This window comes from Microcystis flos-aquae FACHB-1344, assembly GCF_014698375.1.
GTDB lineage: Bacteria > Cyanobacteriota > Cyanobacteriia > Cyanobacteriales > Microcystaceae > Microcystis > Microcystis aeruginosa.
Genome location: NZ_JACJSW010000166.1, coordinates 1 through 26,816 on the forward strand (window position 1 = coordinate 1; position 26,816 = coordinate 26,816).

Genomic DNA, 26,816 nt, shown 5'->3' on the forward strand with positions numbered 1-26,816 from the left:
ATAATGGAAAATCCGTGCGCCTGCGACCCCCCTCTGGTCAAGTCAAATAAAGCCCAAAAAAATTAACCCCAAAAAGTAGTGGGTGAACTGACAACTGATACTTGCTAAGACTGTGCCGGAGCAGGGAGAGGAAGCCTGAGCATTTGTACTAAAAATCCCAAGAGGCAGTATAAATTCAGTAGAGCTTAACTAAAAACCGAGCGCCGATCACGAAAAAATGACTTTTGCCTCCGTTATTCGCAACATTGAAAAATCGCCTTTAACTGCCGAACTTATCCAAAAACTGGAGAAAAACGGCAATTTAACCCTAACTGGCCTTGCCCGCTTACCGAAAGGATTAATAAGCACAGCTTTTGCCCGTTGTCAAGGAAAAAATCTGGTAATTATCTGTGCCAATCTAGAAGAAGCGGCACGTTGGGCGGCACAATTAGAAGCAATGACGTGGAAAGGTGTTTTCTTTTATCCCACCTCGGAAGCTTGCCCCTACGAGACATTTAATCGGGAATCCGAGATGATTTGGGGACAGATGCAGGTATTATCGGCAATCAGTCATCAAGAGGCCGGAATTGCGATCGTTACCACCGAAAAGGCCCTACAGCCCCATTTACCCCCTAGAGAGGTTTTCGAGCAATATAGCGATAATTTTGCGGTAGGAAGGGTTATAGAAGCCAAAAACCTCGATCTAACCCTAGCTAGATTAGGATATGAACGGGTTCCACTGGTAGAAACCGAAGGGCAATGGAGTCGTCGCGGCGATATCGTTGATATTTTCCCAGTTTCGGCAGAATTACCGGTCAGGTTAGAATTTTTCGGCGATGAATTGGAAAAATTGCGAGAATTTGACCCTGCCACCCAAATATCCCTCGATTCTATCCCCAATCTACTTCTTACTCCCACTAGCTTTGCGGCGATCATTGCCCCTTCTCTTCCCCCCACAGTGGCCGATTATCTGGGGGCTGAAGATCGAGAAAAATTGGCTAATGGCATTTATCCAGAGGGAATTGAGCGATTTTTAGGCTTGTCCTTCCCTCAACCTGCCTCTTTATTGGATTATCTCCCCGAAAATACCCTTATTGCCTTTGATGAACTGGAAAGCTGTCAAGCTAGAAGCGATCGCTGGATAGAATATATTGGGGAACGCTGGCAAGAGATAGAACCAGCTTTACCGCAAATTCACCGTTCTTTTGGCGAATCTCTGCAAATATCGGTTAAATTTCCCCATCTCTACCTCTCAGAAATAGACGATCACCTCTCCGAAAATAGTCTTAATCTCTCCAGTCGTCCGATTCCCACCAATCCGGGACAATTCGCCAAACTAGCGGAAATTTTACGGGGAAAAAGAGAGATTTATAGCGGTATTAAAGTAAATAAGTATGCTACATGGTTAATATCTGCCCAACCCTCCCGCACAGTCTCGTTATTACAGGAACACGACTGCCCGGCCCAATTTATCCCCAATCCCCTCGATTTTGGGGCGATCGAGCGCTTAATAATTCAAAACACCGCTACAGCCCTAAAATACTCAGGATTAGCTGAATTAGAAGGTTTTATCCTCCCCACCTATCGCATAGTCGTCGTTAGCGATCGAGAGTTCTTCGGACAACATCTTTTAAATACTGCCGGTTACGTCCGCAAACGTCGGCAAGCAGCCTCGGTACAGGTGGATGTGAATAAACTCCGTCCCCTCGACTTTGTAGTACATAAACACCATGGCATCGGACAGTTTATCAAACTAGAAAAGCAGGAAAGCACAATTGGCGGAGTAGTGCAAGGTCGAGATTATCTAGTTATTAAGTATGCTGATGGATTATTGCGGGTTCCTGCCGATTCTGTTGATAATCTCTCCCGTTATCGTCATACAGGTAGTCAAGCGCCCGAATTGCATAAAATCTCTGGCAAAGCGTGGGAAGCGACGAAAGCCCGCGTTAGGAAGTCGGTTAAGAAGTTAGCGGTTGATTTAATCAATATTTACGCCCAACGCGCCCAAAAATCGGGTTTTGCCTATCCTATGGATAATCCCTGGCAGCGGGAGTTAGAGGATTCTTTTCCCTACCAACCCACTGCTGATCAACTGAAAGCGATACAGGATGTGAAACGGGATTTAGAAAGCGATCGCCCGATGGATCGATTAGTCTGTGGGGATGTGGGTTTTGGCAAGACAGAAGTGGCCATTCGTGCTATTTTTAAAGCTGTCACCACGGGTCATAAACAGGTGGCTTTATTAGCACCAACAACGATTTTAACCCAACAACATTATCACACCCTGAAGGAACGTTTTGCTCCCTATCCCATTAATGTGGGTTTATTAAATCGTTTTCGCACCAATTCCGAGAAAAAAGATATCGTCCAGCGCTTGAAAACGGGGGAATTGGATATAGTGGTGGGGACGCAGTTGTTATTGAGTAAAGCGGTGGAGTTTAAAGATTTAGGGTTATTGGTAATTGATGAAGAACAGCGTTTTGGGGTTAATCAAAAGGAGAAAATTAAGGCTTTTAAGAGTAATATTGATGTATTAACTTTGAGTGCGACACCGATTCCCCGGACTCTTTATATGTCCCTTTCTGGGGTGCGAGAAATGAGTTTAATTACCACACCTCCCCCCTCTCGTCGTCCCATTCAAACCCACCTTTCTAGTTATAATTCTGATGTGATTAGAACGGCAATTCGCAATGAATTGGATCGGGGGGGACAGATTTTTTATGTAGTACCCAGAATCGAGGGAATTGAAGAAAAAGCGGCAGCCATTCAAGGGATGATTCCGGGTGCTAGAATTTCCATTGGTCACGGTCGTATGGATGAGGCTGAATTAGAGACCACCATGTTAGCTTTTAATAATGGGGAAGCGGATATCTTAGTCTGTACGACTATTGTAGAGTCGGGGTTAGATATTCCCAGAGTTAACACGATTATCATTGAAGATGCCCAAAAATTCGGTTTAGCGCAACTCTATCAACTGCGGGGACGGGTGGGGCGATCGGGAGTACAAGCGCACGCTTGGTTACTGTATCCAGCCAAGGCAGAACTAACAGAAACCGCACGGGAAAGATTAAAGGCAATTCAAGAATTTACCCAGTTAGGATCGGGGTATCAATTAGCGACTAGGGATCTGGAAATTCGCGGTGCGGGTAACTTATTAGGTGCGGAACAATCGGGACAAATGGAAGCGATCGGTTTTGATCTATATATGGAAATGTTACAGGAAGCTTTGCGGGAAATTCAAGGTCAAGAAATTCCCCAAGTGGAGGATACCCAAATCGATCTGAAATTGACGGCATTTATTCCTAACGATTATATATCCGATCTGGAGCAGAAAATGGATGTCTATCGGGCGATCGCTACTGCCAATTCTCAGAAAAATTTAGGACAAATTGCCGCCGATTTAGTCGATAGATACGGAGCAATTCCTTCCCCAGTGGCACAATTATTTAAGGTAATCGAGTTAAAACATCTGGCTAAATCCCTCGGTTTTTCGCGAATTAAACCCGATGGAAAACAGCATATTATCCTAGAAACTCCTATGGAGGAACCAGCGTGGAAATTATTACAAGAACACCTACCCCAACATATACAATCACGCTTTGTTTATAGTCCCAAACAGGTGACGGTTAGGGGTTTAGGATTGGTAAAACCACCACAGCAGTTAGACAGTTTATTGGAGTGGTTAGCTAAGTGTAAAGATGGTTTACCGACGAGGAATTAGATGGGGGGTCCACTCTAGATATTTGCTGCGTCAATCAGCCAAAAGTAGCTTTGAGAGTCAGCTATAGGTGGTGCGTTACGACGGATTGTCACCTTCAAGTCAAAGCAGCAATTTTTGCCGTCTAACGCACCCTACTTTTTACTTTTTGCCGCAAACCCTACCTAGTTGATCATAGGTGGTGCGTTACGACGGATTGTTACCTTCAAGTCAAAGCAGCAATTTTTGCCGTCTAACGCACCCTACTTGTGACTTTTTTGGCTAAAAAAGTCACAAAACCGTTTCCTAGTAAGGCTTTCACTGATATTCAGCCAACCCTACTTAGTTGATGATAGGTGGTGCGTTACGACGGATTGTTACCTTCAAGTCAAAGCAGCAATTTTTGCCGTCTAACGCACCCTACTTTTTACTATAAAAAGCACCTCCTAGATATGAGGTGCTTTGGGGACGGAGAGAGAGGGATTCGAACCCTCGTTAAAGTTACCCCTAAACAGCATTTCCAGTGCTGCGCCTTCAACCGCTCGGCCATCTCTCCAATTGAGGTCACGATCATCCATCCTACAGCAAATGCTGCCGATCTGTCAAATTATTTTTCTTTTTGCGACGATGACCGATCAGGTTACACTTCATCTGGACGGGAAACGCTGTCAGTTAAGCATACTCTAGATATTGATTTAAGATTGCGGCTGTAGCTAGACCAGTTTTTTGCCAACTAAACTCATTGGCTCGTTTTTTGCCTAGATAACTTAATTTTGACTGTAATTGTCGATCTTGAGCGATAATTTTCAGGGCATCGGCCAGGGCCTCGACTCGATAGGGATCGATTAAAATTGCCGCTGTTGCCGTGACTTCGGGCAAAGATGACAAATTTGAGGTAATGACGGGTGTACCGCAGGCCATAGCCTCTAAAACGGGCAATCCGAAGCCTTCCCAGAGACTGGGGAAGACTAAAGCAGTGGCTTGACTGATCACCTTGGGCAGCTCATCGTAGGGGATATAATCGAGAAATTTAATGCGATCGCTGACTGCTAATTCTTGCGCTTGTTGTTGTAAATTGGGGGTATAACGGCGATCAAAGCTGCCGGCAATCCAAAGATGATAATCTGTTAAATCTGGGGGTAGTTGGGCAAAAGCGGCGATTAAACGCGGTAAATTTTTATAGGGATTGGGACGACCGAGATAGAGAAAATAGGGATGCTCTGGCTTATTATTTTCCATAGGGCGAAAGTGATGATTATCATAGGCTAGGGGAATAGAAGTAATTTTATCGGCGGGAATTTGATAATATTCAGTGATATCTTTGGCCGTTGCCTGAGAGTTACAGATAATGTGTTTTGCCTGTTGTAATACCTGCGGCACATAATAACGGAAATAGTGAGTTAAGGGGGAAGTAAAACTGGGAAACCGCAGGGGAATTAAATCGTGTACCATGACGACAAAGCGACAGGGAGAATTTATTGGCGCTTCCGGGAGGGGAGAAAAGAGTAAATTGGCCTTTAATTGTCGGTAAATTGACGGTAACTGCCACTGAGTCCAGAGTAAGCGTTTTAAATGACCTTTCGCTCCTCGATCGGGGCCGAGACCCTTGGGGATAGAATAACAGTTAAAGTCGGGATAACTATTAGCTGTTAGTAGGGTTGGTTCTAAATTTTTCAGGTAGGGTAAGAGGTTAAGAATGTAGGTACTGATTCCCGTGGGTTGGGGAAAAAGTACCGAGAGATTAATTAATAACTTATGCTGTGTATTCACTAATTACCCTGTTGATATTTGCTGAGAATTTCTGAGATATATTGGTAGCCTTCCAGTCCAATTGATTTAATCAGGGAGGAACGTTCCTGACTGAAAGTCTGTTCAAAAGCTGCGATATTTTTGCCGCGAATAACCGTTAATAGACTAGCAGCTTGTCGCCATTCTACGGCACCGATTTCGTGTAGCCAATACATTCCTAGAGAACCCATATAAATTGCCTGTTCAAAATTCTTGTCTTGATAGTAAGCTTCGCCTAAATAAGTTAGTAATAAACCTTGCAGATATACATCTCCGTAGTATTTGGCTGATTCCAATCCTTGCAGGAGAATATTAATCGCTTCTTGGGGTCTTTCGAGGATAATATATGCTAGACCTAAACTGCTACAACAAAGGGATTTACTCTGCCAATCTTGGAGACTTTCCGCTAACTTTAATCCCTGCTGTAAATACTCGATCGAACTTTGATAAATTTCGGGATCGTATCTCTCTAACTGTTGCGCTTCCTGTACCTGACTATAACCCAAATTAGCTAAAGCGTTAGCCTGTCCTAAACTATTACCCTGTTGACGACTTAAAATTAAAGCTCTCTGACTTAAATTAATCGCTTCTGTATAGTTTTTCTGGATAGCATTGAGACGGGATAAATGGTTTAAATTAGCTATTTCACAAGCATAATCCTGTTGTTGACGGGCAATTTCTAAAGCTTGTTGATGACATTCTCTGGCCTGTCGATAGTCGCCGCAAATGCGATTAGAATAGGCAATTAAAGTTAAAATTCTCGCCTTTTCTCCCGTGCCTTCCACATAACGCAGAGGAATTGATAAATAGTCTAACGCATCCTTGAGATAACTGCCAGAAAAGGAGGCAAAAATTCCTCCGTATAAAGGAAAATAATCCCGTTGAGCAAAGGTTCTCAGAATTTGTAAAGCCATCTGAAAACAGCCCCGACTATAGAGAGAATTTTTACTAACTTGCTCGAAACTATTGGTTAACAGCGACCAAATTAAAGCAAAGGTGAGAAAGGTAGAGATGGATAATTTGGCTCCTAATTTTTCGCTATAGATGCGCTGATCAAAAAAGTTAATTAGTCCTCTTTGGATATATTGAAAAACAATAGCAGTTTCTACCCAATCGGTTAAAGTTAAATCCTGAGTGAGAGGATCAAAAGCTTGTTGATTAGCTAAACTTTCTAAGACTCGTTTTAACCAAGAGGGATTAACTTTACTTGCCCAAATTTGCCAAGGAGTCACTCGCTCATTATCATTAGTAAAACCAAGATTGCGATTTTGTTCGTAGAGCCAACTGGTGAGATCATTCGATAAATTTGACCAAGTATTTAACCCCAGATTAATCCCCGTGGCAATTTGCCATAAATCCGCTTCTCCCCGCTGCTGAGAAACTGTCTGTAAATGCTTGGCTAACTGTTGCAATTGTTCTAGGGTTAAAGCATTATTTTGATTGGGATCAATTAAATTTACTAAAGTCAGTAAACGATCCTCTCGATCGATTTTCACCAGATTATCGATCGCCGCTGCAGTGAGAGAATTTTTCTGATTGGTTTTTTGATATTTTTCCCATTCACTTTCGATCGTTTCCAGGGCCCGCAAAACCCTAGTCGCTTTAATTTTTGTTTCTAACTGTGAGCGAGTAACGATTATTTTTTCGGTTAAACAACGCTCAAAAATTTCTCCTGTGCCATTTTTTACTGCCTCGGCTAAAAGGTTATAAACCTGTGATTTAGCCCGAATTTTTCCTTCTAAAGTTAGATTGACAATGCGCTCAATTAGTGCCTTATAAGTTTCGTTGAAGTTATCTCTATTTTCTGTCATAGGGGGTTTTTCAGTTATCAGTAAACAGTAATCAGTAATTAGGGAGCGGTAAACAGCAATCAGTAATCAGTGAACCGAAAACTCACCTCTGATCACCGAGTCACTGATCACCGATAAGGCTGATATTTGGGAGAATTGTCTAGAAATCATGACAAAAGTTCTTTAATGGTTGAGCAGGCACGAGATAAGATAATCTATGTATAGAATTTAACAAAAAATCTGGTTAACGGACATTGATCAAGTCGATAGCGCAGTGTCAAACAAGTTCTTTTCCCGCTCAGGTATGGCAATTAGATCACGGCTTAACCGTAATTCATCAGTACTTACCCGTGACTCCTGTGGTGGTGGTGGATGTGTGGGTGAAAGCAGGTGCGATCGCTGAACCCGACCCATGGTTAGGTATGGCCCATTTTCTCGAACACATGATCTTTAAGGGGACGAAAAAACTTCCCCCCGGACTCTTTGACTATTTAATCGAAAATTGTGGCGGCATGACCAACGCTGCCACCAGTCACGATTACGCACACTTCTATCTCACCACCAGTGTGGATCAAATTGAACATACCTTACCCCATCTGGCCGAAATTCTCCTCCATGCTGAGATTGACGATGAGGAATTCTATCGGGAAAAAGATGTAGTTTTAGAAGAATTACGGGCCTGTTATGATGATCCCGATTGGATTGCCTACCAAACCCTCTGTGGAAGTATCTATCAAAACCATCCCTACGGACGCTCTATTCTAGGGGATCAACCCTGTTTAGAGCAATTAACCCCCAATCAAATGCGCTGTTTCCATCGCACCTATTATCAACCGGAAAATATGTGTGTGGCGATTATCGGGGGAATCGAACCCCAAGCAGCTTTAGAAATTATCCGGCAATCTTTTCGGGAATTTCCCGTCCCCTCGGAATCCCCTGCGAATCTAGTGGCTGCCGAACCCCCCCTGATCGAAATTCGTCGTTCCCAAGTATATTTACCCCACCTAGAACATTCTCGTCTCTTGATGGGATGGATTGGACCAGGATGCGATCGCCTAGAAGATGCCTTTGGATTAGACTTGCTTTCGGTAATTCTTGCTGGGGGACGCTGTTCGCGGTTAGTGCGACAGCTGCGGGAAGAAGCGCAAATCGTCCTCGATATTAACAGTAATTTTTCCTTGCAACGAGATTCCAGTCTCTTTACCATCGGCGCTTGCCTATCTAGCCCACAAACTGAGACAATTGAAGGTATTATCTGTGAACATCTCCAATATCTGCACGATGATCCCGTCACCCCCGCAGAATTACACCGCACTCAACAGTTATTAGCTAACGATTATATTTTCTCCACAGAAACCCCGGGCCAATTAGCCGGACTTTATGGATATTATCAAACCCTGAGAGCTGCCGATCTAGCCACGAGCTATCCCCAAGTTATCCAAAGTTTGCAACCGTCAGATCTCCAGCGTCTGGCTCGTCAGTATCTCTCCCCGGAGCGATATGCTATTACAATAATGCAACCCTGTGAATAAACGATGTCCGCTTCCCCCATTCACCGCTTAACCTTAGAAAATGGCATCACCCTTTTAGTGGTGGAAAATACAGCCGTGGAGTTAGTTGCAGGGAGGATTTTTCTCAAAAATGCGGGTACTCGTTGGGAAAAAACGGAAAAAGCGGGTTTATTTCGTCTTTTGGCGGTGCTGCTCACCAAAGGTACAGAAAAGTTATCTTCCCTAGAAATTGCCGATCGAGTTGAGTCCACGGGGGCCGGTTTAAGTGCGGACACGGGGACCGATTATTTTGTGGTTAGTTTAAAGACTGTTACAAAGGATTTTTTAGATATATTGCGTCTAGCGGCGGAAATTATTCGTTTTCCCAGTTTTCCCCCCCCAGAAATCGAATTAGAGAAAAATCTCACCCGTCAAAGTATTCGCTCTCAATTGGAACAGCCTTTTAATGTGGCTTTTCATCAATTACGCGCCGCTATGTACCCCGATCATCCCTATGGTATGTCTTTATTGGGTACGGAGGCAACGGTTGCTCAATTGCAACGGGAGGATATGCAGGCCTATCATAGTCGCTTTTTCCGTCCCGATAACTTGGTAATTAGTCTTTCTGGCCGTATTACCCTAGAGCAAGCAGTAAAAGCAGTGACGGAAATTTTTGGCAGTTGGTCAATTCCAGATATTCCTTTATCTAGTTTACCCCCGGCCGCTTTTGATTTTCAGCCCACCTGTTTAACTACCGTCCAAGCTAGTCAACAGGCGATCGTTATGTTAGGATACCCCGGCTCTTCTGTGCAAGAGGATGATTATGCGGTTTTAAAATTATTGAGTACCTATCTGGGGAATGGTTTATCTAGTCGTTTATTCGTGGAATTGCGAGAAAAACGGGGATTAGCCTACGATGTTTCCGCTTTTTATCCCACCCGTCTCGATTCTTCCCAATTTGTCATTTATATGGGAACTGCACCCCAAAATACAGCGATCGCCGTGTCGGGATTGCGTCAGGAAGCAGAAAGGTTATATAAAGTAACTTTGAGTGAGGAGGAGTTACAGTCAGCTAAAAATAAGTTATTGGGTCAATATGCTCTCGGTAAACAAACTAACGCCGAAATCGCTCAGTTATACGGTTGGTATGAAAGCTTAGGTTTGGGGATTGAATTTGATCGCACTTTCCTGGATTCTATTAATCAGATTACTGCCGAACAAGCGCGATCGGTAGCCAGTAAATATTTTCAAAATCCTTACATTTCTCTAGTTGGCCCAGAAAATGCGATCAACGAAATTCTCTAGTAAGAGCAAAAAGCGGCAATAAAAAACTATTGCCGCTGCTATTTTTGATTAACTCCCCGGGTGGGATTCGAACCTACGACCAATCGGTTAACAGCCGACCGCTCTACCACTGAGCTACCGAGGAAGGCTACTCACAATTAATAATTATAATCATAAGTCCCTCAATAATGCAAGTGCTTTCTGGATTTTTTCTCAAAAAAATTTCTGGTGCTGGTAGCGGTGGGCGGAGAATCAACTATTGTGGAGATAAGGACACCATTAAGTCTAGTCTATGCTTGCCCATCACCGCCGTCCCGTTTCCTTCTGTCTGCTCTCGACAGATCTACCCATCCTCTCCACTTTAGACACTGCCGCTACCCTCTACCAAAAGGATCGCCACCGGTTTCATCTTCTCCTCAATCAACCACCAGTCGCTCTCGCAGAAATAGAGACACTTAAACCCAAAAATAATCAAAATAAATTAATTTGGCTGGAAATTTCGGCCAATCGGGTAATTATGACCATGCAGGGCCAGGGAAAATTCGCCTATCGTCATTTTTGGGAGCAAGGGGTTTTTGGTGTCAGTCGCTACTGGTTAAATGCCGAAAGTCCTCAACCGGGTTACGCTTTTCGCCTCCGCAACTATACCCGTAGTCTCAAATTAGAGGGGAATAATTTCCCCGAATATTTGCGTCTAGAGTACGAATTATGGTCAGATAACCTGATTTTAGGTCATTATGTCCTTCATTTGCAAGTACACCAATAAATAGGGTTGGCTGAATAGAGCTAAAAACCTTGTTGGATAAAACTTTTGGACTTTTTGTCCTCAAAAAGTGCCAGCCACGAAAGCGATCAGTGGCAAAATTTAGGCACTTTTTCCCCGAAAATTAGGTAATTGTGGGGTGGATTGAAGACTTAGTGCTACACTTCCCGAAAAGTCTATTTTATTTGAGCTTGTTGTTAGGAATCCACTTAAAAGACGTTGTTTAATCTGGCTAATACGCTCTTGGGCGTGATATGGGGAAAAGTTCTGGGGATTGCGCTAAAATGGGGGAATATGCCGAAAGTTTCCACCTATCGTTACTCTGGAGAGTGTTAGACAGAAAGTTTCTGTATAATATGTAGTTAGGCGGTGCGAAAGGTCAGTAGTTAAGGAGCGAACCCGGAAAGTAGTAGGAGTACAGCACATGAAGTGGAATTGGAATACACCGGCTTGGGAGACCCCCATCGGCCTTGCCGATGGGGTAGAGCTGTTTTGTTTGCCTGGCAGTATAGTTCCTGAAGAGGGCTGGCCTGACACGTTCTGGCGCCACGTCAGCGAGAGACATCTTCTTCTTGGAGTTAAAGCTCAGCGAGTGATCCGCCTCTTTCGGGAACTTGAGCCAGGCGAGTCGGCGCGTTGCCACTTTCCGCCGTGGGGGCTGGCGTTCTATGAGTGGGATACCCTGCTCTTCGCGGCGACCCTCTGCTACGAATGCAACAACGCCTACATTTACACTGCTCAGGGCAAGGAGCTACGCGCCTTCGATCCAGCTGGGCCGAACGCTGCCCGACTCCGCGACGTTCTGAAGCAGCATCTGCCGCTGTAGTGCGATCGCTATCGCCGTAGTGCGATCGCCGCTCTGGTAGGGTGCGTTCGCTAATGCAAGTCCTGCTACTCCAGAGATCGATTTTGGGGAACGCACCATGCACATTGATGGCAGCTGTCAGTCTAAGTGCGATGCCGAAGAACGTAGAAGCATGAAACCCAAGGACTGATCATGTTACGCTACCGCCAACCCGTCCTACAAATAATTTTGCCTCCCTACTTATTCCAGAAAGCGGATTTCTTCGCTATTTTCTAGGTATCTTTCTCCTTGTCCTTTTTCCCTTTTTTAAGAAAAGGTAGAGCACCGAAAACCACTCCTGTACCCAGGATAGTTAAGGATGGTTCAGGCACTGGTTGATACAAGTGATCGCCGTTAATCTTCCAGTTCGATCGCGTATCTTTTGATCCAATCGGTCAATCTAGCGAAACCCTCCTCATAGGTTTCGAGAGCGCCCGCAAGATCGAGAAAGAAAGTGACCGTTTCTGCTTCGCTGGCGTTCAAGCGATAGCCGTTCTTTCGCAAAAAAGTTGAAACGGCGGCTAGAGCTATACGTTTATTACCATCGCAGAAGCAATGATTTTTGATAAAACCGTAGCCATAGGCCGCCGCTAACTTAAAAATCGATGATTCGGGTTCGTACTGAAAAAAGAATTTTGGCTTATTGACAGTGGACTCTAACAGGGTTGGGTTTAAAACTCCAGGAGTCCCCCCGGTTCGAGCGATTAAAGTTTCCTGAATCACCCTAATCGCATCGCTCGATAACCATTTCGGTTCCTCGATCATTATTTGGCGAGTTCCTTGAAGGCGTTGCGGTACTGAGAATAAGTATCTTCAAAAGCTTTCATGGTTTCTTCAAAATCGGGATCAAAGCTAGAAATTCTGTATCCATCTACAGATTCAGTGATATAAATCTGATCCCCTTCCTCTACGTTCAGTCGGGATAAAACCTCTTTCGGTAAGATCACGCCTATGGAATTGCCAATTTTTCGGAGCGTTAGACTTGTCATAACCTATAGCCTCCCGTAGTTTATGTTATGACAAATGTTATAACATAATTAACTCCCCAAACGGAATTATTTTGAAGAGAAAGACTTCCGATCGTGAAAGCCGCTCTTGCATGGTGCGTTCCCTAATGCAAGTCCTGCTACTCCAGCGATCGCTTTTGGGGAACGCACCATGCACATTGATGGAAACTGTGAAGTTAGAAGCATGAAACCCAACCCCCGATCATGTTACGTTACCGCTAACCCATCCTACAAATAATTGTGCCTCCCTACTTATCAAAAAAATGTTTTATATTATGCTTGAAATTTCTAAAACCTCTCTTCAAGTATTAGGCAGTGAAATATTTAATCAGATAAGCAAAAGTAAATAACTAAAAACAAAACATTTATTAAATCAAAAAAGGTTGAACATGGTAAGAAATGCGACAAATAAATTATTGCAAAATGCTAAAAAACTAAAAAGTGACGAGTTTTATACACAACTTTCAGATATAGAAAGTGAGTTGCAACATTATAAAATTCATTTTGAAAATAAAGTAGTTTATTGCAATTGCGATGACCCCCGAATTAGTAACTTTTTTAAGTATTTTGCCGCAAACTTCAAAAAATTAGGTCTAAAAAAAATCATAACATCTTGTTATCGAGAACAAGGGAGAGATTTATTTAATACAGAAGAAGATGAAAATGGTTTTTTCTTTGAATATACAGGTACAGAGAGAGAAAAAAATAAACCTATTTCCCCTGACATTGTTTACTTTAATGGGGATGGAGATTTTCGTAGTCCTGAAAGTATTGAACTATTAAAAAAGTCTGATATTGTTGTTACTAATCCCCCATTTTCATTATTCAGAGAATATGTAGCTCAATTAGTTAAATACGACAAAAAGTTTTTGATAATTGGCAATATTAATGCAATAACCTATAAAGAAATTTTCAAACTAATTAAAGAAAACAAAGCCTGGTTAGGAATAAATCTTGGTAGAGGTATTTCTGGTTTCATTGTTCCCGAACAATATGAACTTTATGGAACAGAGGCTCGTATTGACAATTCTGGAAATAGAATAGTTTCTCCAAATAATTGTTTATGGTTAACCAACTTAGACACATCAAAACGACAGGAAGATATGGCTCTGACAAAAAGATATTTTGGCAATGAATCTGAATATCCAAAATATGACAATTATGATGGAATTAATGTCAATAAAACCCAAGACATTCCCTTAGACTTCAAGGGGGTTATGGGTGTACCAATAACATTTTTACATAAATTTAATCCCGACCAATTTGAAATAATTAAATTCAGGAAGGGGAATGATGATAAAGATTTATCAGTAAATGGGAAATGTCCTTATTTTAGAATACTAATCAAGAATAAACGAATCCAAACTGAATATATTGATTTAACAGGGTAAGCGCATCTTAACAATCCTTGACAAAATGAACTTTATGTGAGTTGCCTACCCAGGATTCAAGCATATTTGAGGAGAATTTGCCATCTCAATTGTTAAGCAAAAATCGACCCATTTGGTCGATACTATTCTGATTGACCGGTATCAATTGAAATGCCCACGCGGCCCATAAAATTGGCCAATTGTCAATAAGTGTTTTTGCTCTACGGTATTGCATCAAGTTAGAATAACATTTATTGGACTGATGTTTACTCAACTGGCATTGGGTTGAGTACCGATCACCCAACCTACCAAACTGTAACCTTTATTCTGTATGCTTTTTAGCGAATAAGGTAAGCATAACATTGCTGAGAGGGCGAGCGCTGATTGGCTCGCTCAAACCCTAATCAATTCGTTAACCTCAAAATGGTCTTTTTGTACTAATAAATATTCGAGTAGAACGCTCAATGCGTTTGCTAGAGTGCATTTGAGACAATTGATCAAATTTTCGGTTTGAGAAATGAGCGCAGCGTGAGTTCAATGATTTTAGCTGATGTTATTGGTGATTTGGCCATGCCCACAAGGGATCGCATTACCACTTCATAAAGGGTGGTGGACTGAAGGGATGTTTTGCAAACCACTCGCGTGCGCCTTTTATGAGAAAGCGGTGAAATCCGTTATTTGGAATGGCCTTTTTGACCTCGCTCACATAGGCGGGAGGAATGCCGAACTTAAAGAAACCAAGGGAGAAATCAACTAAATCGCCCCTTCTGAAGAGTTCCACCAGCGGATAGCGGTCTGTCTTGTAGGTGCGAACCTTGTGGTGCATCTCGACCATTAGTCCAATTTCCTCAGACCATTCCTGTTGCCCAGTTTCGGATAAGTACCTCTTTACTTCAGACACCGAAGGTGGGATGTAGTCCACGGTATGAGCCGACCAAAGACCTAGATCGTGAAAGCAGGCGGCGATCGCCAACTTGGTCTTTTCTTCTTCGGTGCAGGAATGGAGTGCCAGACAGAAATTGAACATTCGATAGACATGACCCCTGTAACCCAAGTAGTCATCACCGATTCGGTCTTTCCATGCAGCGAGAATTTCTTCTATGAGATCGTTCTTGGTCTCTATGTCCATGCACGCTCTTAGTTCGTAGATTATCTATTTATTGGCATTGTAACCCATTGGAAAAAGCTCCGAATAGATCAAGCCAAAGTCAGGTGCGTTACTTAACGCGCCTTTTTGCTTTTAATCATGATGAATTTGTAATTATTATGCGTTGCGCTAACACATCCTGCCTTGCTGCTATTCTGGTCAGTTATTCTTTACAGTAATCAGACGCGATCGCAGATGCAGCAGGATCAACAGTTTCCCAGTGTCGGTAGTCAGACTAAAGGGCTTTTGGTTAATGCGGATGGTTCTGTGGATATCTATTTCGGGCCGAAACCGCCTGCTGGCAAGGAGAATAACTGGGTGCAGACAAATCCGGGCACGGGTTGGAACACGATTCTTCGGCTTTATGGCCCGCTTGAGCCTTGGTTTGACAAGACTTGGCGACCAGGGGAGATTGAGTTATTGAAATAGTCCTATCCCGAATATTTCTTGATCGCCGATCTGTAGGTTGGGTTGAGGTGACAAAACCCAACATTACCTTTTTACCAAATTACCACCCGATATCTGAGTTATAATCAACACCATCAATATCAAGCTTGACAGACCACTAGATATCACACTTAATATTATGCTGCTGAGGGTACTTTATGTCTAATGCTTCCGACAATGAATCTCCGTCCCAGAAGTCTCAACCAGGAACCGATGAAAAAGTGTTCGATTGGAAAGTCCCTGCTTTAATCGGTGTATTGTTGCTATCTGTAGTTGTTCTAGTTGAGACAGGCATATTGAAATGGGACTGGATAGGGATTTCAGCAAATCAGGAAATTAGCAGGGTTGAGGAGCATACACCGCCCATAGATAAAGACAAGGTTTCCAAGTACACAGTTACGACCAAAGAGATACCAGCGAAAAGCCTCTGGGATTGGCTGGGCTTATTAGGTGTGCCTCTTGTTCTTGCGGGATTGGGTTATTGGTTTCAGGATAAGGAAAAGGACCGTGAAGACAAGAGGCAAGAACAGCTAAAGAAGAATGCTAAACAAAATCGAGACAAAGACTTGCAAATTGCAGATGACAAACAAAAAGACGAGACTCTAAAGAACTACTTTGACAGCATGAAAGAATTGCTGCTCGAAAAAGGGTTAAAAAGAAGTTCTCAGGAAGGCGATGAGGTTAGAAATATAGCTCGTATTCTGACTCTGACTGTTTTTCGGCAGCTTGATGCTGAGAGAAACAGATTAGTGACAAGGTTTTTGCAAGAGTCAGGGCTTATCGCTTATGGCAAAGATAAATCCCTTCCCGTCCTTGACTTAAAGGGTGCCATGCTCGGTAGTGTAAGAATGCCCAATTCTTACAGGGAACGTCCTGTAGACCTTGATTTTGCCGACTTCACTGGTGCCAACCTCACTGGTGCCGACTTCACTATTGCCAACCTCCAAGGTGTCTTACTCAGTGGTGCCAACCTCACTGGTGCCGACTTCATTGCCGCCCACCTCCCTGTTGCCAACCTTAGTCATGCCAACCTTAGTCATGCCGACCTCACTGGTGCCGACCTCCAAGGTGCCACCCTCACTGATGCCAACCTCACTAGCGTCCGCTTCCGTACTGCCGACCTCCGTTTTGCCAACCTCAGTGGTGCTATACTTTTGGACGTAGATTTAAGTGAAGCAAAATCACTCACCGAAATACAGCTAGAAGGAAAAGAAGGAGAAAAACCACCGTTACTGTGCAGGGTCAAATTGCCCGAGGAATTTACAGACAAAGACAAATTCAAAGATCGGGATTGTGAAAAATTACCAGAAGTATTGAGAGAGCGTTATCCTGAACGGTTTAAGAATCTGGAGGAAGCTCAGGCATATGTAGATATAGTTTGCACGGCGGCTCTTCTGGTTTCTGTGTGGAAACGAGGTCTATACTGATAGTTTCTTATTTCAAAATAGTCCTAAAAGTCTTGCCCAGTAAGCATTTAACCTTACATAAGCAAGAATTATCACACAAAGTCGAGAAGAGCCGCACGGCTACAACTTGCATTTTTGACTCAAGGACAATAATATAGTTTAAGAGTCATAATTAGAAGCAAAGCACTCATTAAAAACATGATTAACCTAGAATTCACGGAAGAAGAAAAGAACTCACTGTCTTAGGAAAGATTTCATCATCCTCATCCCCGGGTTCAACTGAAGATGGAAGTTCTCTGGTTAAAAAGCCAAAAGATACCGCACCAAAAAATTTGTCAGTGCGATCGCTGCTCTTGTAGGGTGCGTTAATGAAATGTAACGCACCGAATTGATTGTTATTCACCGTAATTATCTGATGTTTGGGATGTTTATTAATGCGATCGCTGTTATCTTGTTGATTAAACTTTAAAATTGCGATCATTTTGGCGTTTGAAAGTGTGATCGCCGTTATCTTGTTGATTAAGCTTTAAAATTGCGATCGCTTTTCTTGTCATCAGTGAGATCATCTTAATGGTGCGATCGCTGTTATCTTATTGATTAACTTCAAAACGGCGATCGCTTTGGCTTTTGAAAGAGCAATTTTGGCATTTGAAAGTGCGATCCTTGCTGATTAAACTTTGGCTGTTGAAAGTGCGATCTCCTTACATAAACTCAAAATTTAAAACGCGATCACTTTGGCTTGTGAAAGTGCGATTACTTGGACTTTTGAAAGTGAGATTGCCGTTATCTTGTTGATTAAACTTTAAAACTGCGATCATTTTGGTTTTTGAAAATGCGATCACCGTTATAAGGTTTAAAATTGCGCTCTCTTTGGCCTTTAAAAGTGCGATCGCTGTCATCTTGTTGAATAAACTTTAAACTGCGATCATTTTCTCTGATGAAGTGCGATCGCCGTTATCTTGTTGATTAAGCTTTAAAATTGCGATCGCTTTTCTTGTCATCAGTGAGATCATCTTAATGGTGCGATCGCTGTTATCTTATTGATTAACTTCAAAACGGCGATCGCATTTTCCTGTTATCATAGTAAAACCGAGCAAATGTTGGAGTAACAATAACATGAAAATTAAAGCTCTAATCTGGCAAGAGGATGGTATTTGGTGCGGTTCCGTACCTGCATTGCCAGGTTGTCATACCTGGGGAGAAAGCTACGAACAATTATTAGAAATGTTGCAAGATGCGGTTCAAGGATGGCTTGAAGTTGCAAGTCAAGAAACAGAAATTGAAGCAGACAAAGAGCTAATCGAATTATCATTATGAAATCTATTTCTGGCAAAGCCCTTTGTAAAATTATTGAACGTTATGGTTGGCAGTTAAAACGCATTAGTAGTAGTCATCATATTTATACAAAACAGGGAATGAAAGTTATTTTATCCGTTCCTGTTCATGGCAATAAAGATTTGCCAATTGGTACTCTTAAGAGTATTTTGAAAGATGCTGGTCTGAACGAAGATGACTTGAGATAACAGCGATCACTATCACCTTGTTGATTAAACCTTAAAACTGCGATCTCTTTAGACCTCGACCTAATATTATCTTAAGACCAAAAGTCTTTCTAGTTAAGGAATATACCCGAATAAAAATTATTTTAATTGCCTCATATTTTTTCAGCAAACCCGAATTAGCAACGATAGATATACATTACAGTCATCGAACTACTTAGTTAGTACGCAAACCAAAAGCAAGCTGTGACTGGGTTATAATTTTTGGAGATGTCTTTTGAGTGTCATTAGTGTGATCGCTTTTTTTCATCAGTTCTAACTCATGCTGATTTTGATATAATAGCCATAATTGTTTGACATCTTAAGAGAAAAAATCATGATTAGAGCGATTAAACAGAAAGGAATTGTTGGTAGAGAAGGAAAAATAGAGCTTTATTCTGCGGAACTAGAAGAAGGAACAGATGTGGATATTATTATTTTAGTATCTGATTCTGAACCCGATACAACCGAATATCTTCTTTCAACAGAAGCCAATCAGCGTCAATTATCGGAAGCTATTGACAGAATAGAAAATCAAGAAAACTTAGTGACAATTACCACAAAAGAATGGAGTGAAAAATATAGTATTTGATCCGAAAGCTTTTAAATAATTCAATGAATTGTCGATAGAAAACAAAAAACTCTATAAAAAAATCGTTGATTTAATTGATGATATATTGTGCCATCCTTTCTCTGGAATCGGTAAACCCGAACCGTTAAAATATCAACTCAAGGGTTATTGGTCAAGACGCATTAATGATGAACATCGCTTAGTATATAAAATTACAGAAACAGAAATTATTATTATCAGTTGTAAATTTCATTATGACTAGGCTCAATGTAATCGCCGTCATCTTCTTGATTAAACTTTAAAATTGCCATTGCTTGGGATAGGAGCGCCAAGGGCGATCGCTTTTTGGGGATGAGGAGGGGCGATGCCGAAGGCACTGCGTAGCAGATCGCTGATCTGGTCGTTTAGGTCGAGGTAACAAAACCCAACAAGCTTTGTTATAATATTTTTGTCATCAAGAAAGACTCCTAAAAATAGATTTATGCCAGAAATTACTCGATTTTATGGAATTATCATTAAACTCTTTTTTGCCGATCATCCACCTCCCCATTTTCATGCGATTTATGGAGAATATAACGCCCTATTTAATCTGGAAACCTTAGAAATCATTGAAGGAGACTTACCTAATAGAGCCACAAAAATGGTTGTAGAATGGGCAACAATCTATCAACCAGAATTATTGAAAATGTGGAACACTCAAGAATTTAATAAATTACCACCTTTGAAATAAAACAATGCTTTACCCCAAAATAACATCAGCCGAAATCATTGAAAATTATACTCTATTGGTGCATTTTTCTAATCATCAAGCTAGAAAATATAACTGTGAAAATCTACTAGAAAAAACGATGTTTTCTTCCCTTAAAAACTATGCTTTCTTTAAAAACTTTCAACTTGATCCATCAGGTAGCGGAATCATTTGGAATGATGAAGTTGATATAAGCGAGTATGAAATTTGGATCAATGGAATTGAACTATGATTGCCGATCTTGTAGTGCGATCTCTGTCATCTTCTTGATTAAACTTTAAAATTGTCATTGCTTGGGATAGGAACGCCAAGGGCGATCGCTTTTTGGGCAGGGGCAAGAGCGATCGCATCTCTCCTAGGGTAGAACGCTGATGGCAATAGTCAACAGCCTACCGGGAAAAGCTAGACTTTGTAACAAGATTTAGTATTACTTTGTGCTGTGTATAGAGAAGTTGCGAATTGTTAACCCTAGCTTTGCTAAGAAAATAAAATGTGATATTGTGACCCCAAGGCCCTGAAAAATGGCCCAGTTTTCAGTTTTTTTAAACATCAGGTCGCTACATTCTACAGCTATTTTCGCTCAAAAAAAAACGATTTTCTAGGCATTTCCATGACTTATCTTGTTGAACATCCTTCTACAACCTTTTATTCCTATACCGATACGGGGGTCGATCCCCTGAAAACCGCTCACGGAGTTTATATCACGGTTCACGGACATTTTTACCAACCACCGCGAGAAAATCCCTATCTAGACAGAATTGAACGGCAACCGAGCGCCCATCCCTTCCACAATTGGAATGAACGCATCCATCACGAGTGTTATCGTGCCAATGCTTTTGCGCGTATTTACAATGATCGGGGGGAAGTGATCAAAATAGTTAATAACTACGAATATCTCAGCTTTAACATCGGGGCCACCCTCATGTCATGGATGCAATCCCATGATCCCGAAGTTTACCAACGCATCCTGACAGCGGATCAAAAAAGTTGTCAACGCTTAAACGGTCATGGTAACGCCATCGCCCAGGTCTATAATCATATCATTCTGCCTCTAGCCAACAAACAGGACAAATACACCCAAATTCGCTGGGGAAAAGCCGATTTTCAGCACCGTTTCGGCCGGGATCCCGAAGGAATGTGGTTAGCGGAAACAGCCATTGATTTAGCCACAGTGACAGCTTTAATCGATGAGGGGATTAAATTCACCATTTTAGCCCCTTCCCAGGCCCTGCGCTGTCGTCCTTTCCCTAGCGACCAGGATCCTCATCCCCAATGGCACGCGGTGGCCGGAGGTCAAATCGATCCCACCCGTCCCTATCGCTGTTACATCCCCGATGGTCGTTATCTGGATATTTTCTTCTACGATGGTCCAATTTCTCGGGATATGGGCTTTAATGATGTCCTAGCCAGCAGTGATTTTCTCGTCGGTCGTCTGGGACAGGCAATTAAAGGGGATCATCGTCCCTCCCAGTTAATCAGCGTCGCTACCGATGGGGAAACCTTCGGCCACCACAAACAGGGGACAGAGAAGTGTCTTAGCTATGCTTTTACGGAATCTTTCCCTAAAAACGGCTGGACAGTCACCAATTTTGCCCATTATCTCAGTATTTGCCCCCCCACTTGGGAAGTGGAATTAAAACCCGTGACCGCTTGGAGTTGTGTCCATGGCGTAAATCGTTGGCAGGATGACTGTGGTTGCGGGGGAGGGGGAAATTACCAGCAAAAATGGCGTAAACCCCTGCGGGAGTCCCTAAATTGGCTCAGAGATGAGTTAATTAAGGTATATGAGATTCAAGGACAGGAATTTTTCCGCGATCCTTGGCAGACAAGGGATGACTACATTGCAGTTATTTTAGATCGCTCCCCAGACGCGATCGAACATTTCCTCGCTTTGCATCAAAGTCGTACCCTGAGTAAAAGCGAGAAAATCGATGCTTTGCGTTTATTAGAAATGCAAAGACAGGCTTTATTGATGTTTACCAGTTGTGGCTGGTTTTTTGAGGAAATTTCTCGACCTGAAGGCACGCAAATTTTGAGATATGCTGGCCGGTCCCTGGAATTAGCCGGAGAAGTGGCCGGAATTCAATTAGAAATGAATTTCCTCAGTCGTCTAGCTTTCGCTCCCAGTAACGTTAAGTTATATCAAGATGGGGCCGATGTCTATCGACAATTGGTCACTTCTGCGCGGGTCGATTTGGAACGGGTGGCGGCCCATTATGCCATTAGTTCCCTATTTACCAATTATCCCAGTCATCATCGGATTTATTGTTACAATACCCGTCAATTAGATTATCAAAAACAAGCGATCGGGTCTTTAACTTTAGCAGTGGGACAGGTGGAATTAACCTCAGAAATTACCCAAGAAAGTGAACATTTTGTCTTTGCTGTTCTACATTTAGGAGGTTGGGATTTTTACTGCTGCATTCAACCTTTTAACAGTCGGTTAATCTATACCAATCTTAAGGATCATCTCTTTGAATCTTTACAACAGGCCAGTGTCTCGACCATGATCGTAGAAATGGGGCGCGGATTGGGAGAAAACTTTTTTGCTTTACCCCATCTTTTTGCCGATGAAAGACACCGGATCATGCAGAAGGTGACAGCCGAAACTAAAAAACGTCTCGATCAATTATACACCCAAGTTTATCGGGATAATTACGGCATTTTAGCGGCTTTCCAACGGGATGAGCTGCCCGTACCTCAAGAGTTACAGGTAGCGGCCGATATTGCCATTTCTCACCGTTGTTTACAGGTGATTAATGCCCTAGAAAAAGATTTTGAGCAGCGGCAAGCAACGGAGAATAATCTCGATCAATTATTGGCTATTGCTAAGGAAGCCAATCATTTACACTGTCAATTAAACATCCCCGAAGCGCGTCAAACCTTAGAAAGTCTGCTCTGGCAATCTCTTGGGAAATTATTACACGATGGCGATCCTTTAACGGCGGAGGAGGATACTCGCCTAATCACCCGTTTAATTGAAGTTAGCCAACAATTAAAGCTAGGATTATCCCTCGATCGCTCTCAGGAATTATACTATTATTACTTCCATGATCGTCTAGTTCCTAATTCTTTGCGGTCCAATTCCATAGATGCTGCCTGTCCTTGGCCGATGACTCAATTAAAATGGTTATTACTATTAGGACAGGTGTTAAAAGTTGATGTGAGTATTTGGCTGTAAAATCAGTCAAAGGGTGGGCAATGCTCACCCTTTGATGATTAAGTGGGTTAGGCGATGATTGCCCTGGAACTCAGGTTAACCCAGAGACTAAACCCTTAGATTTATAATGGATCATAAGTCTCTCATCGAAGGTTTACATGACTATCACGCCGATTTATGCCGCCTCAGCCGGCACAGCAACCCAGTATCCCGATGCTTTTGGGCGTTTTGGACGCTACGGGGGCAAATACGTCCCGGAAACCCTGATGCCAGCCTTAAGTGAACTAGAAACGGCCTATAATCAGTATCAAGACGACCCCGATTTTCAAGAAGAATTAAATCAACTGCTCAAGGATTACGTCGGTAGACCTAGTCCCTTATATTTTGCCGAACGTCTCACCGCCCATTATGCCAAAGCTGACGGTACTGGGGCGCAAATTTACCTAAAACGGGAAGATTTAAACCATACCGGGGCCCACAAGATTAATAACGCCCTCGGTCAGGTTTTATTAGCCAAACGCATGGGTAAAAAGCGAATTATCGCCGAAACTGGGGCAGGACAGCACGGCGTGGCCACCGCTACGGTTTGCGCTCGTTTTGGTCTAGAATGCGTGATTTATATGGGAATTCACGATATGGAACGCCAAGAACTCAATGTTTTCCGCATGAGACTGCTTGGCGCGACGGTGCAACCCGTGGCCGCCGGGACAGGAACCCTGAAAGATGCCACCTCGGAAGCGATTCGCGACTGGGTAACGAATGTGGAAACCACTCACTACATCCTTGGTTCTGTGGCAGGTCCCCATCCCTATCCGATGATGGTACGCGATTTTCATGCGGTTATCGGTCAAGAAACTCGTCAGCAAAGTCTGGAAAAATGGGGCGGTTTACCAGATATTCTCCTCGCTTGCGTGGGGGGTGGTTCTAATGCTATGGGTTTATTTCATGAGTTTGTTAAAGAAGCTTCCGTGCGTTTAATTGGTGTTGAGGCCGCCGGGGAAAGTATCGCTTCCGGAAAACACGCCGCCACCCTTACCCAAGGTCAACCGGGGGTTCTACATGGAGCAATGAGTTATTTATTACAAGATAACGAAGGTCAAGTTATCGAGGCTCATTCCATTAGTGCCGGTTTAGATTATCCCGGAGTCGGGCCAGAACATAGCTTTTTAAAAGATAGTGGTCGCGCCGAATATTACAGTGTCACTGACCGGGAAGCATTAGAAGCTTTTCAAAGAGTTTCCCGTTTAGAAGGGATTATTCCGGCCCTAGAAACTGCCCACGCTTTAGCCTATTTAGAAACTCTTTGCCCGCAAGTAAATGGTAGTCCTCGCATTGTTATTAATTTCTCTGGACGGGGTGATAAAGATGTGCAATCGGTGGCTAAATATTTATCGATGAATGGTTAACCTTTAGCCTTTTCAGTGAGCAGTTATCAGATTTGAGTATTAAGTGATCGGTATTAGATGAGCAGTATTAAATGGCGGTTTCTTGCTGTCTTTTTACCCTTGAACGATTATCATTTACTGAGCCATGAAAATGCTACCCACTCCCCGTCTCATCACTGATCACTGGTAAATCAGAGGGATAAGCTATTGTGCATCTAAATTTGATATTCGTTTTCAACCGTTCCCTGTTCCGGACTAGCTGAATTTGATATCCTCTTGGGGTTTCTTGAGCGGTTTCCCAGCTGCCTTAACAGATTTACTCTGTTCTGGTCTTAGAGTCGCTCTAAGTGGCACTTTCTAGCATAAGTGGGTGGGTGGAATTAAATATAAAATGAACGTAGGTTGGGTTGAAGCATGAAACCCAACGCCCGCATGGGTTACGCTACCGCTAACCCATCCTACAAATAATTGTGCCTACCTACTTATATCGTGCAAATGCGCTAGTATTTAACAGTAAAGCCAACCTAGAACGACGGGGTTTCTGACCCAATTTTTCGATGAAAATTCTTCAGATTGTTCCTTCGATTTCCCTTGTTTATGGTGGCCCCAGTCAAATGGTACTCGGTTTGTCAGCGGCCTTGGCGCAACTAGGCCAAGAGGTGACTATTATTACCACCGATTCCAATGGTGACACGGGACAAGCACCCCTAGAGGTGCCTTTAGGGGTCCCTGTTAGTCAAAATGGCTATCAAATCTATTATTTTCCCTGTTCTCCCTTTCGCCGCTATAAATTTTCCCTTGATCTGTTTACTTGGTTGGCTAATAGGGCAAAAGATTACGATATCGCCCATATTCATGCCTTATTCTCCCCAGTGAGCAGTATATCGGCTTCGATCGCTCGTTACCGTCAACTGCCCTATATTCTCCGTCCCCTAGGCACCCTCGATCCGGCAGATTTGCAAAAAAAACGGCAACTTAAACAAATATATGCCAATTTTCTGGAAAAACCCAATTTAGCGGCGGCGGCGGCAGTTCATTTTACCAGTCAGCAGGAGTGTCAAATCGCCGAAAGATTTAATATAAAAACTAAGGATATTGTCATCCCCCTAGGGGTAGATTTTTTTGACCCACAAGCTCTACCGGTAAACGGTTTTGATCTTCCCCAAAATAAACCGATCATCCTCTATATGTCCCGTCTTGACCCGAAAAAAGGTCTAGATTTATTGCTGCCCAGTTTAGAAAGTCTGTTAGCAAAGGGACTAGATTTTCATTTTGTCTTAGCAGGAGGCAATCCCCAGGATCGGGAGTACGAAAATCGCATTAAAAATCAGATCGAGCGGTCAATCTTGGGCAAAAATACAACAATTACCGGATTTGTGACCGGAGAAGTAAAAAATAACCTCCTCGCTAGGGCCGATTTATTTGTTTTACCTTCCTACTATGAAAATTTTGGCATCGCAGTGGCAGAAGCTATGGCTGCCGGAATTCCCGTGGTTATCTCCGACCGGGTGGATCTGCATCCTGCGGTGGCAGCAGCGGCTGCGGGATGGGTGACAGCTTGTCAGCTGGAGGATTTAACTAATACTTTGGCAACTGCCCTGACTAACCCAGAAATTCGCCAACAAAGGGGGAAAAATGCCAGGGATTTAGTCTTAAATCAATATAGTTGGTCAGCGATCGCTGAACAGCTGTTAACCGTCTATGAAAATCTAGTCGGCGCTATCGATCGTCCCCTGCTCGATCGAAGTCACAGACGGATTAAGATTTAGGCCATCAGGATAACCAGCACTAAAAATGCCAGTAGGGTTAAACCTGATTGCAGAAAGACGGGAAGCGCAAAAGAATTCATAATGGGACTTAAACAAATTTCAAGCCCAAATAAAGCCTAAACTGGCTTTGTAAGCGGCAAACACATCCCGATTCTCGGTCAGCCACTCAAAGAAACGGAAAGACATCGCTGTCCGAAAAGCTTCTAAAGCTTCCACAAAAGTGTTTAAAGGTCGATTCGCCCACCGCCTTTGCAATCCCCCAGTTAACTTATGCCACAGGATAAATGTATAGGCACAAAACACCAAGATAAAATGACGAAGTAAGCTTCGTTTATCCCTGACTTGATATTCCCTTAACCCTAACCATCCTTTGGCTTCTCGGTAGAATACTTCCACCCAATTTCTTTCGGTGTAAGTCTTGACTATCCACGAAGCTGTTACTGTATCTGCCTCAACTACATTGGTGATGAAATAGTCCACCTCTGTGGCTTTTTCCATTGAACTTGCCTTCATGACGATCGCCAAGTTCCTTTCTCCTTCTAGTTGAGATATTTTCGCTCTGAATACCGCTACCCAAACCGTTTTTTCTTGATCTAGATTTAGGGTGATTTTCTCCCAATCCTTTTCTGATAG

General features: G+C 42.8%; 24 protein-coding genes, 2 tRNA genes and 2 pseudogenes. 19 read left to right on the forward strand and 9 right to left on the reverse strand.

The annotated features are described in order from the left end of the window. Positions 1-217 precede the first annotated feature (217 nt). Positions 218-3,700, forward strand: coding sequence for a transcription-repair coupling factor (mfd, locus tag H6G48_RS15540; RefSeq protein ID WP_190722420.1), 3,483 nt, complete (start codon positions 218-220; stop codon positions 3,698-3,700). Positions 3,701-4,145: 445 nt separating this feature from the next. Here mfd and H6G48_RS15545 read toward each other — a convergent pair. The 3 genes from H6G48_RS15545 to H6G48_RS15555 all read right to left on the reverse strand — a co-directional run bounded on the left by H6G48_RS15545 (position 4,146) and on the right by H6G48_RS15555 (position 7,275). Then, positions 4,146-4,232: transfer RNA gene (locus H6G48_RS15545), tRNA-Ser, on the reverse strand. 116 nt (positions 4,233-4,348) lie between these two features. Continuing rightward, positions 4,349-5,446: a glycosyltransferase family 4 protein gene (locus H6G48_RS15550; protein WP_190722421.1), complete on the reverse strand. Its 1,098-nt coding sequence runs from the start codon at positions 5,444-5,446 to the stop codon at positions 4,349-4,351. Next, the gene (locus H6G48_RS15555; protein WP_190722422.1) at positions 5,446-7,275 is read right to left on the reverse strand and encodes a tetratricopeptide repeat protein; all 1,830 of its coding nucleotides are present in this window, start codon (positions 7,273-7,275) and stop codon (positions 5,446-5,448) included. Before H6G48_RS15555 ends, H6G48_RS15550 begins: the two co-directional genes overlap by 1 nt. A 233-nt stretch (positions 7,276-7,508) precedes the next feature. On the opposite strand from H6G48_RS15555, the gene H6G48_RS15560 reads away from it, so the two are divergent. Together H6G48_RS15560 and H6G48_RS15565 are read left to right on the forward strand one after the other, a co-directional pair. Continuing rightward, the gene (locus H6G48_RS15560; RefSeq protein WP_190722423.1) at positions 7,509-8,786 is read left to right on the forward strand and encodes a M16 family metallopeptidase; all 1,278 of its coding nucleotides are present in this window, start codon (positions 7,509-7,511) and stop codon (positions 8,784-8,786) included. A gap of 3 nt (positions 8,787-8,789) precedes the next feature. After that, entirely contained in the window at positions 8,790-10,049 is a 1,260-nt protein-coding gene (locus tag H6G48_RS15565) for a M16 family metallopeptidase (RefSeq protein WP_190722424.1), read from the forward strand. A gap of 52 nt (positions 10,050-10,101) precedes the next feature. Here the strand turns inward: H6G48_RS15565 and H6G48_RS15570 are convergent. Continuing rightward, positions 10,102-10,173: transfer RNA gene (locus H6G48_RS15570), tRNA-Asn, on the reverse strand. A gap of 147 nt (positions 10,174-10,320) precedes the next feature. Between H6G48_RS15570 and H6G48_RS15575 the strand changes: the two genes are divergently transcribed. Both H6G48_RS15575 and H6G48_RS15580 read left to right on the forward strand, forming a co-directional pair. After that, on the forward strand, positions 10,321-10,794 hold the full coding sequence (locus H6G48_RS15575; RefSeq protein WP_190722425.1) for a hypothetical protein: 474 nt from the start codon (positions 10,321-10,323) through the stop codon (positions 10,792-10,794). A 421-nt stretch (positions 10,795-11,215) separates the two neighbouring features. Beyond that, on the forward strand, positions 11,216-11,617 hold the full coding sequence (locus H6G48_RS15580; RefSeq protein WP_190722426.1) for a hypothetical protein: 402 nt from the start codon (positions 11,216-11,218) through the stop codon (positions 11,615-11,617). Positions 11,618-11,868: 251 nt separating this feature from the next. Here the strand turns inward: H6G48_RS15580 and H6G48_RS27520 are convergent, their stop codons facing one another. From H6G48_RS27520 to H6G48_RS15595, 3 genes are read right to left on the reverse strand one after another with little or no spacing between them, the layout of a single operon-like run. Beyond that, on the reverse strand, positions 11,869-11,967 hold the full coding sequence (locus H6G48_RS27520) for a hypothetical protein (protein ID WP_186814328.1): 99 nt from the start codon (positions 11,965-11,967) through the stop codon (positions 11,869-11,871). Between the two features lie 22 nt (positions 11,968-11,989). After that, positions 11,990-12,400, reverse strand: coding sequence for a type II toxin-antitoxin system death-on-curing family toxin (locus tag H6G48_RS15590; RefSeq protein ID WP_186814329.1), 411 nt, complete (start codon positions 12,398-12,400; stop codon positions 11,990-11,992). Further along, the gene (locus H6G48_RS15595; RefSeq protein ID WP_147070910.1) at positions 12,400-12,624 is read right to left on the reverse strand and encodes an AbrB/MazE/SpoVT family DNA-binding domain-containing protein; all 225 of its coding nucleotides are present in this window, start codon (positions 12,622-12,624) and stop codon (positions 12,400-12,402) included. Before H6G48_RS15595 ends, H6G48_RS15590 begins: the two co-directional genes overlap by 1 nt. A gap of 293 nt (positions 12,625-12,917) precedes the next feature. On the opposite strand from H6G48_RS15595, the gene H6G48_RS15600 reads away from it, so the two are divergent. Then, positions 12,918-12,992, forward strand: a complete 75-nt coding sequence (locus tag H6G48_RS15600) for a hypothetical protein (RefSeq protein WP_242034662.1) — start codon at positions 12,918-12,920, stop codon at positions 12,990-12,992. Between the two features lie 39 nt (positions 12,993-13,031). Continuing rightward, complete coding sequence (locus H6G48_RS15605) at positions 13,032-14,033, forward strand: adenine-specific methyltransferase EcoRI family protein (RefSeq protein ID WP_190722427.1); 1,002 nt, start codon at positions 13,032-13,034, stop codon at positions 14,031-14,033. 568 nt (positions 14,034-14,601) lie between these two features. Here H6G48_RS15605 and H6G48_RS15610 read toward each other — a convergent pair. After that, on the reverse strand, positions 14,602-15,141 hold the full coding sequence (locus tag H6G48_RS15610) for a hypothetical protein (RefSeq protein ID WP_043998910.1): 540 nt from the start codon (positions 15,139-15,141) through the stop codon (positions 14,602-14,604). A 162-nt stretch (positions 15,142-15,303) separates the two neighbouring features. Between H6G48_RS15610 and H6G48_RS15615 the strand changes: the two genes are divergently transcribed. From H6G48_RS15615 to hpsP, 12 genes and pseudogenes are all read left to right on the forward strand, one after another. Beyond that, entirely contained in the window at positions 15,304-15,588 is a 285-nt protein-coding gene (locus H6G48_RS15615; protein ID WP_190722428.1) for a DUF1214 domain-containing protein, read from the forward strand. Positions 15,589-15,764: 176 nt separating this feature from the next. After that, the gene (locus tag H6G48_RS15620; RefSeq protein ID WP_190722429.1) at positions 15,765-17,033 is read left to right on the forward strand and encodes a pentapeptide repeat-containing protein; all 1,269 of its coding nucleotides are present in this window, start codon (positions 15,765-15,767) and stop codon (positions 17,031-17,033) included. A gap of 177 nt (positions 17,034-17,210) precedes the next feature. After that, positions 17,211-17,351 (forward strand): annotated as a pseudogene (locus tag H6G48_RS15625) (IS630 family transposase); the annotation flags it as partial. 777 nt (positions 17,352-18,128) lie between these two features. Then, complete coding sequence (locus H6G48_RS15630; protein WP_190722430.1) at positions 18,129-18,329, forward strand: type II toxin-antitoxin system HicB family antitoxin; 201 nt, start codon at positions 18,129-18,131, stop codon at positions 18,327-18,329. After that, a complete protein-coding gene (locus H6G48_RS15635; RefSeq protein WP_190722431.1) occupies positions 18,326-18,535 on the forward strand; it encodes a type II toxin-antitoxin system HicA family toxin in 210 nt (69 codons plus the stop codon). Before H6G48_RS15630 ends, H6G48_RS15635 begins: the two co-directional genes overlap by 4 nt. A gap of 352 nt (positions 18,536-18,887) precedes the next feature. Beyond that, positions 18,888-19,142, forward strand: a complete 255-nt coding sequence (locus H6G48_RS15640) for a hypothetical protein (protein WP_190722432.1) — start codon at positions 18,888-18,890, stop codon at positions 19,140-19,142. 28 nt (positions 19,143-19,170) lie between these two features. After that, on the forward strand, positions 19,171-19,383 hold the full coding sequence (locus H6G48_RS15645) for a Txe/YoeB family addiction module toxin (protein WP_190722433.1): 213 nt from the start codon (positions 19,171-19,173) through the stop codon (positions 19,381-19,383). Between the two features lie 219 nt (positions 19,384-19,602). Next, on the forward strand, positions 19,603-19,851 hold the full coding sequence (locus H6G48_RS15650) for a DUF4160 domain-containing protein (protein ID WP_190722434.1): 249 nt from the start codon (positions 19,603-19,605) through the stop codon (positions 19,849-19,851). A gap of 4 nt (positions 19,852-19,855) precedes the next feature. Then, positions 19,856-20,101: a DUF2442 domain-containing protein gene (locus tag H6G48_RS15655; RefSeq protein ID WP_002784986.1), complete on the forward strand. Its 246-nt coding sequence runs from the start codon at positions 19,856-19,858 to the stop codon at positions 20,099-20,101. 378 nt (positions 20,102-20,479) lie between these two features. Next, the gene (locus tag H6G48_RS15660) at positions 20,480-23,050 is read left to right on the forward strand and encodes a DUF3536 domain-containing protein (protein ID WP_190722435.1); all 2,571 of its coding nucleotides are present in this window, start codon (positions 20,480-20,482) and stop codon (positions 23,048-23,050) included. A gap of 137 nt (positions 23,051-23,187) precedes the next feature. Then, on the forward strand, positions 23,188-24,435 hold the full coding sequence (trpB, locus tag H6G48_RS15665; RefSeq protein ID WP_190722436.1) for a tryptophan synthase subunit beta: 1,248 nt from the start codon (positions 23,188-23,190) through the stop codon (positions 24,433-24,435). A 536-nt stretch (positions 24,436-24,971) separates the two neighbouring features. Further along, positions 24,972-26,183 (forward strand): hormogonium polysaccharide biosynthesis glycosyltransferase HpsP, encoded by a 1,212-nt coding sequence (gene hpsP / locus H6G48_RS15670; RefSeq protein WP_190722437.1) that lies wholly within the window; start codon positions 24,972-24,974, stop codon positions 26,181-26,183. Positions 26,184-26,282: 99 nt separating this feature from the next. Here hpsP and H6G48_RS15675 read toward each other — a convergent pair. Beyond that, positions 26,283-26,816, reverse strand: a pseudogene (locus H6G48_RS15675) (IS701 family transposase); the annotation flags it as partial.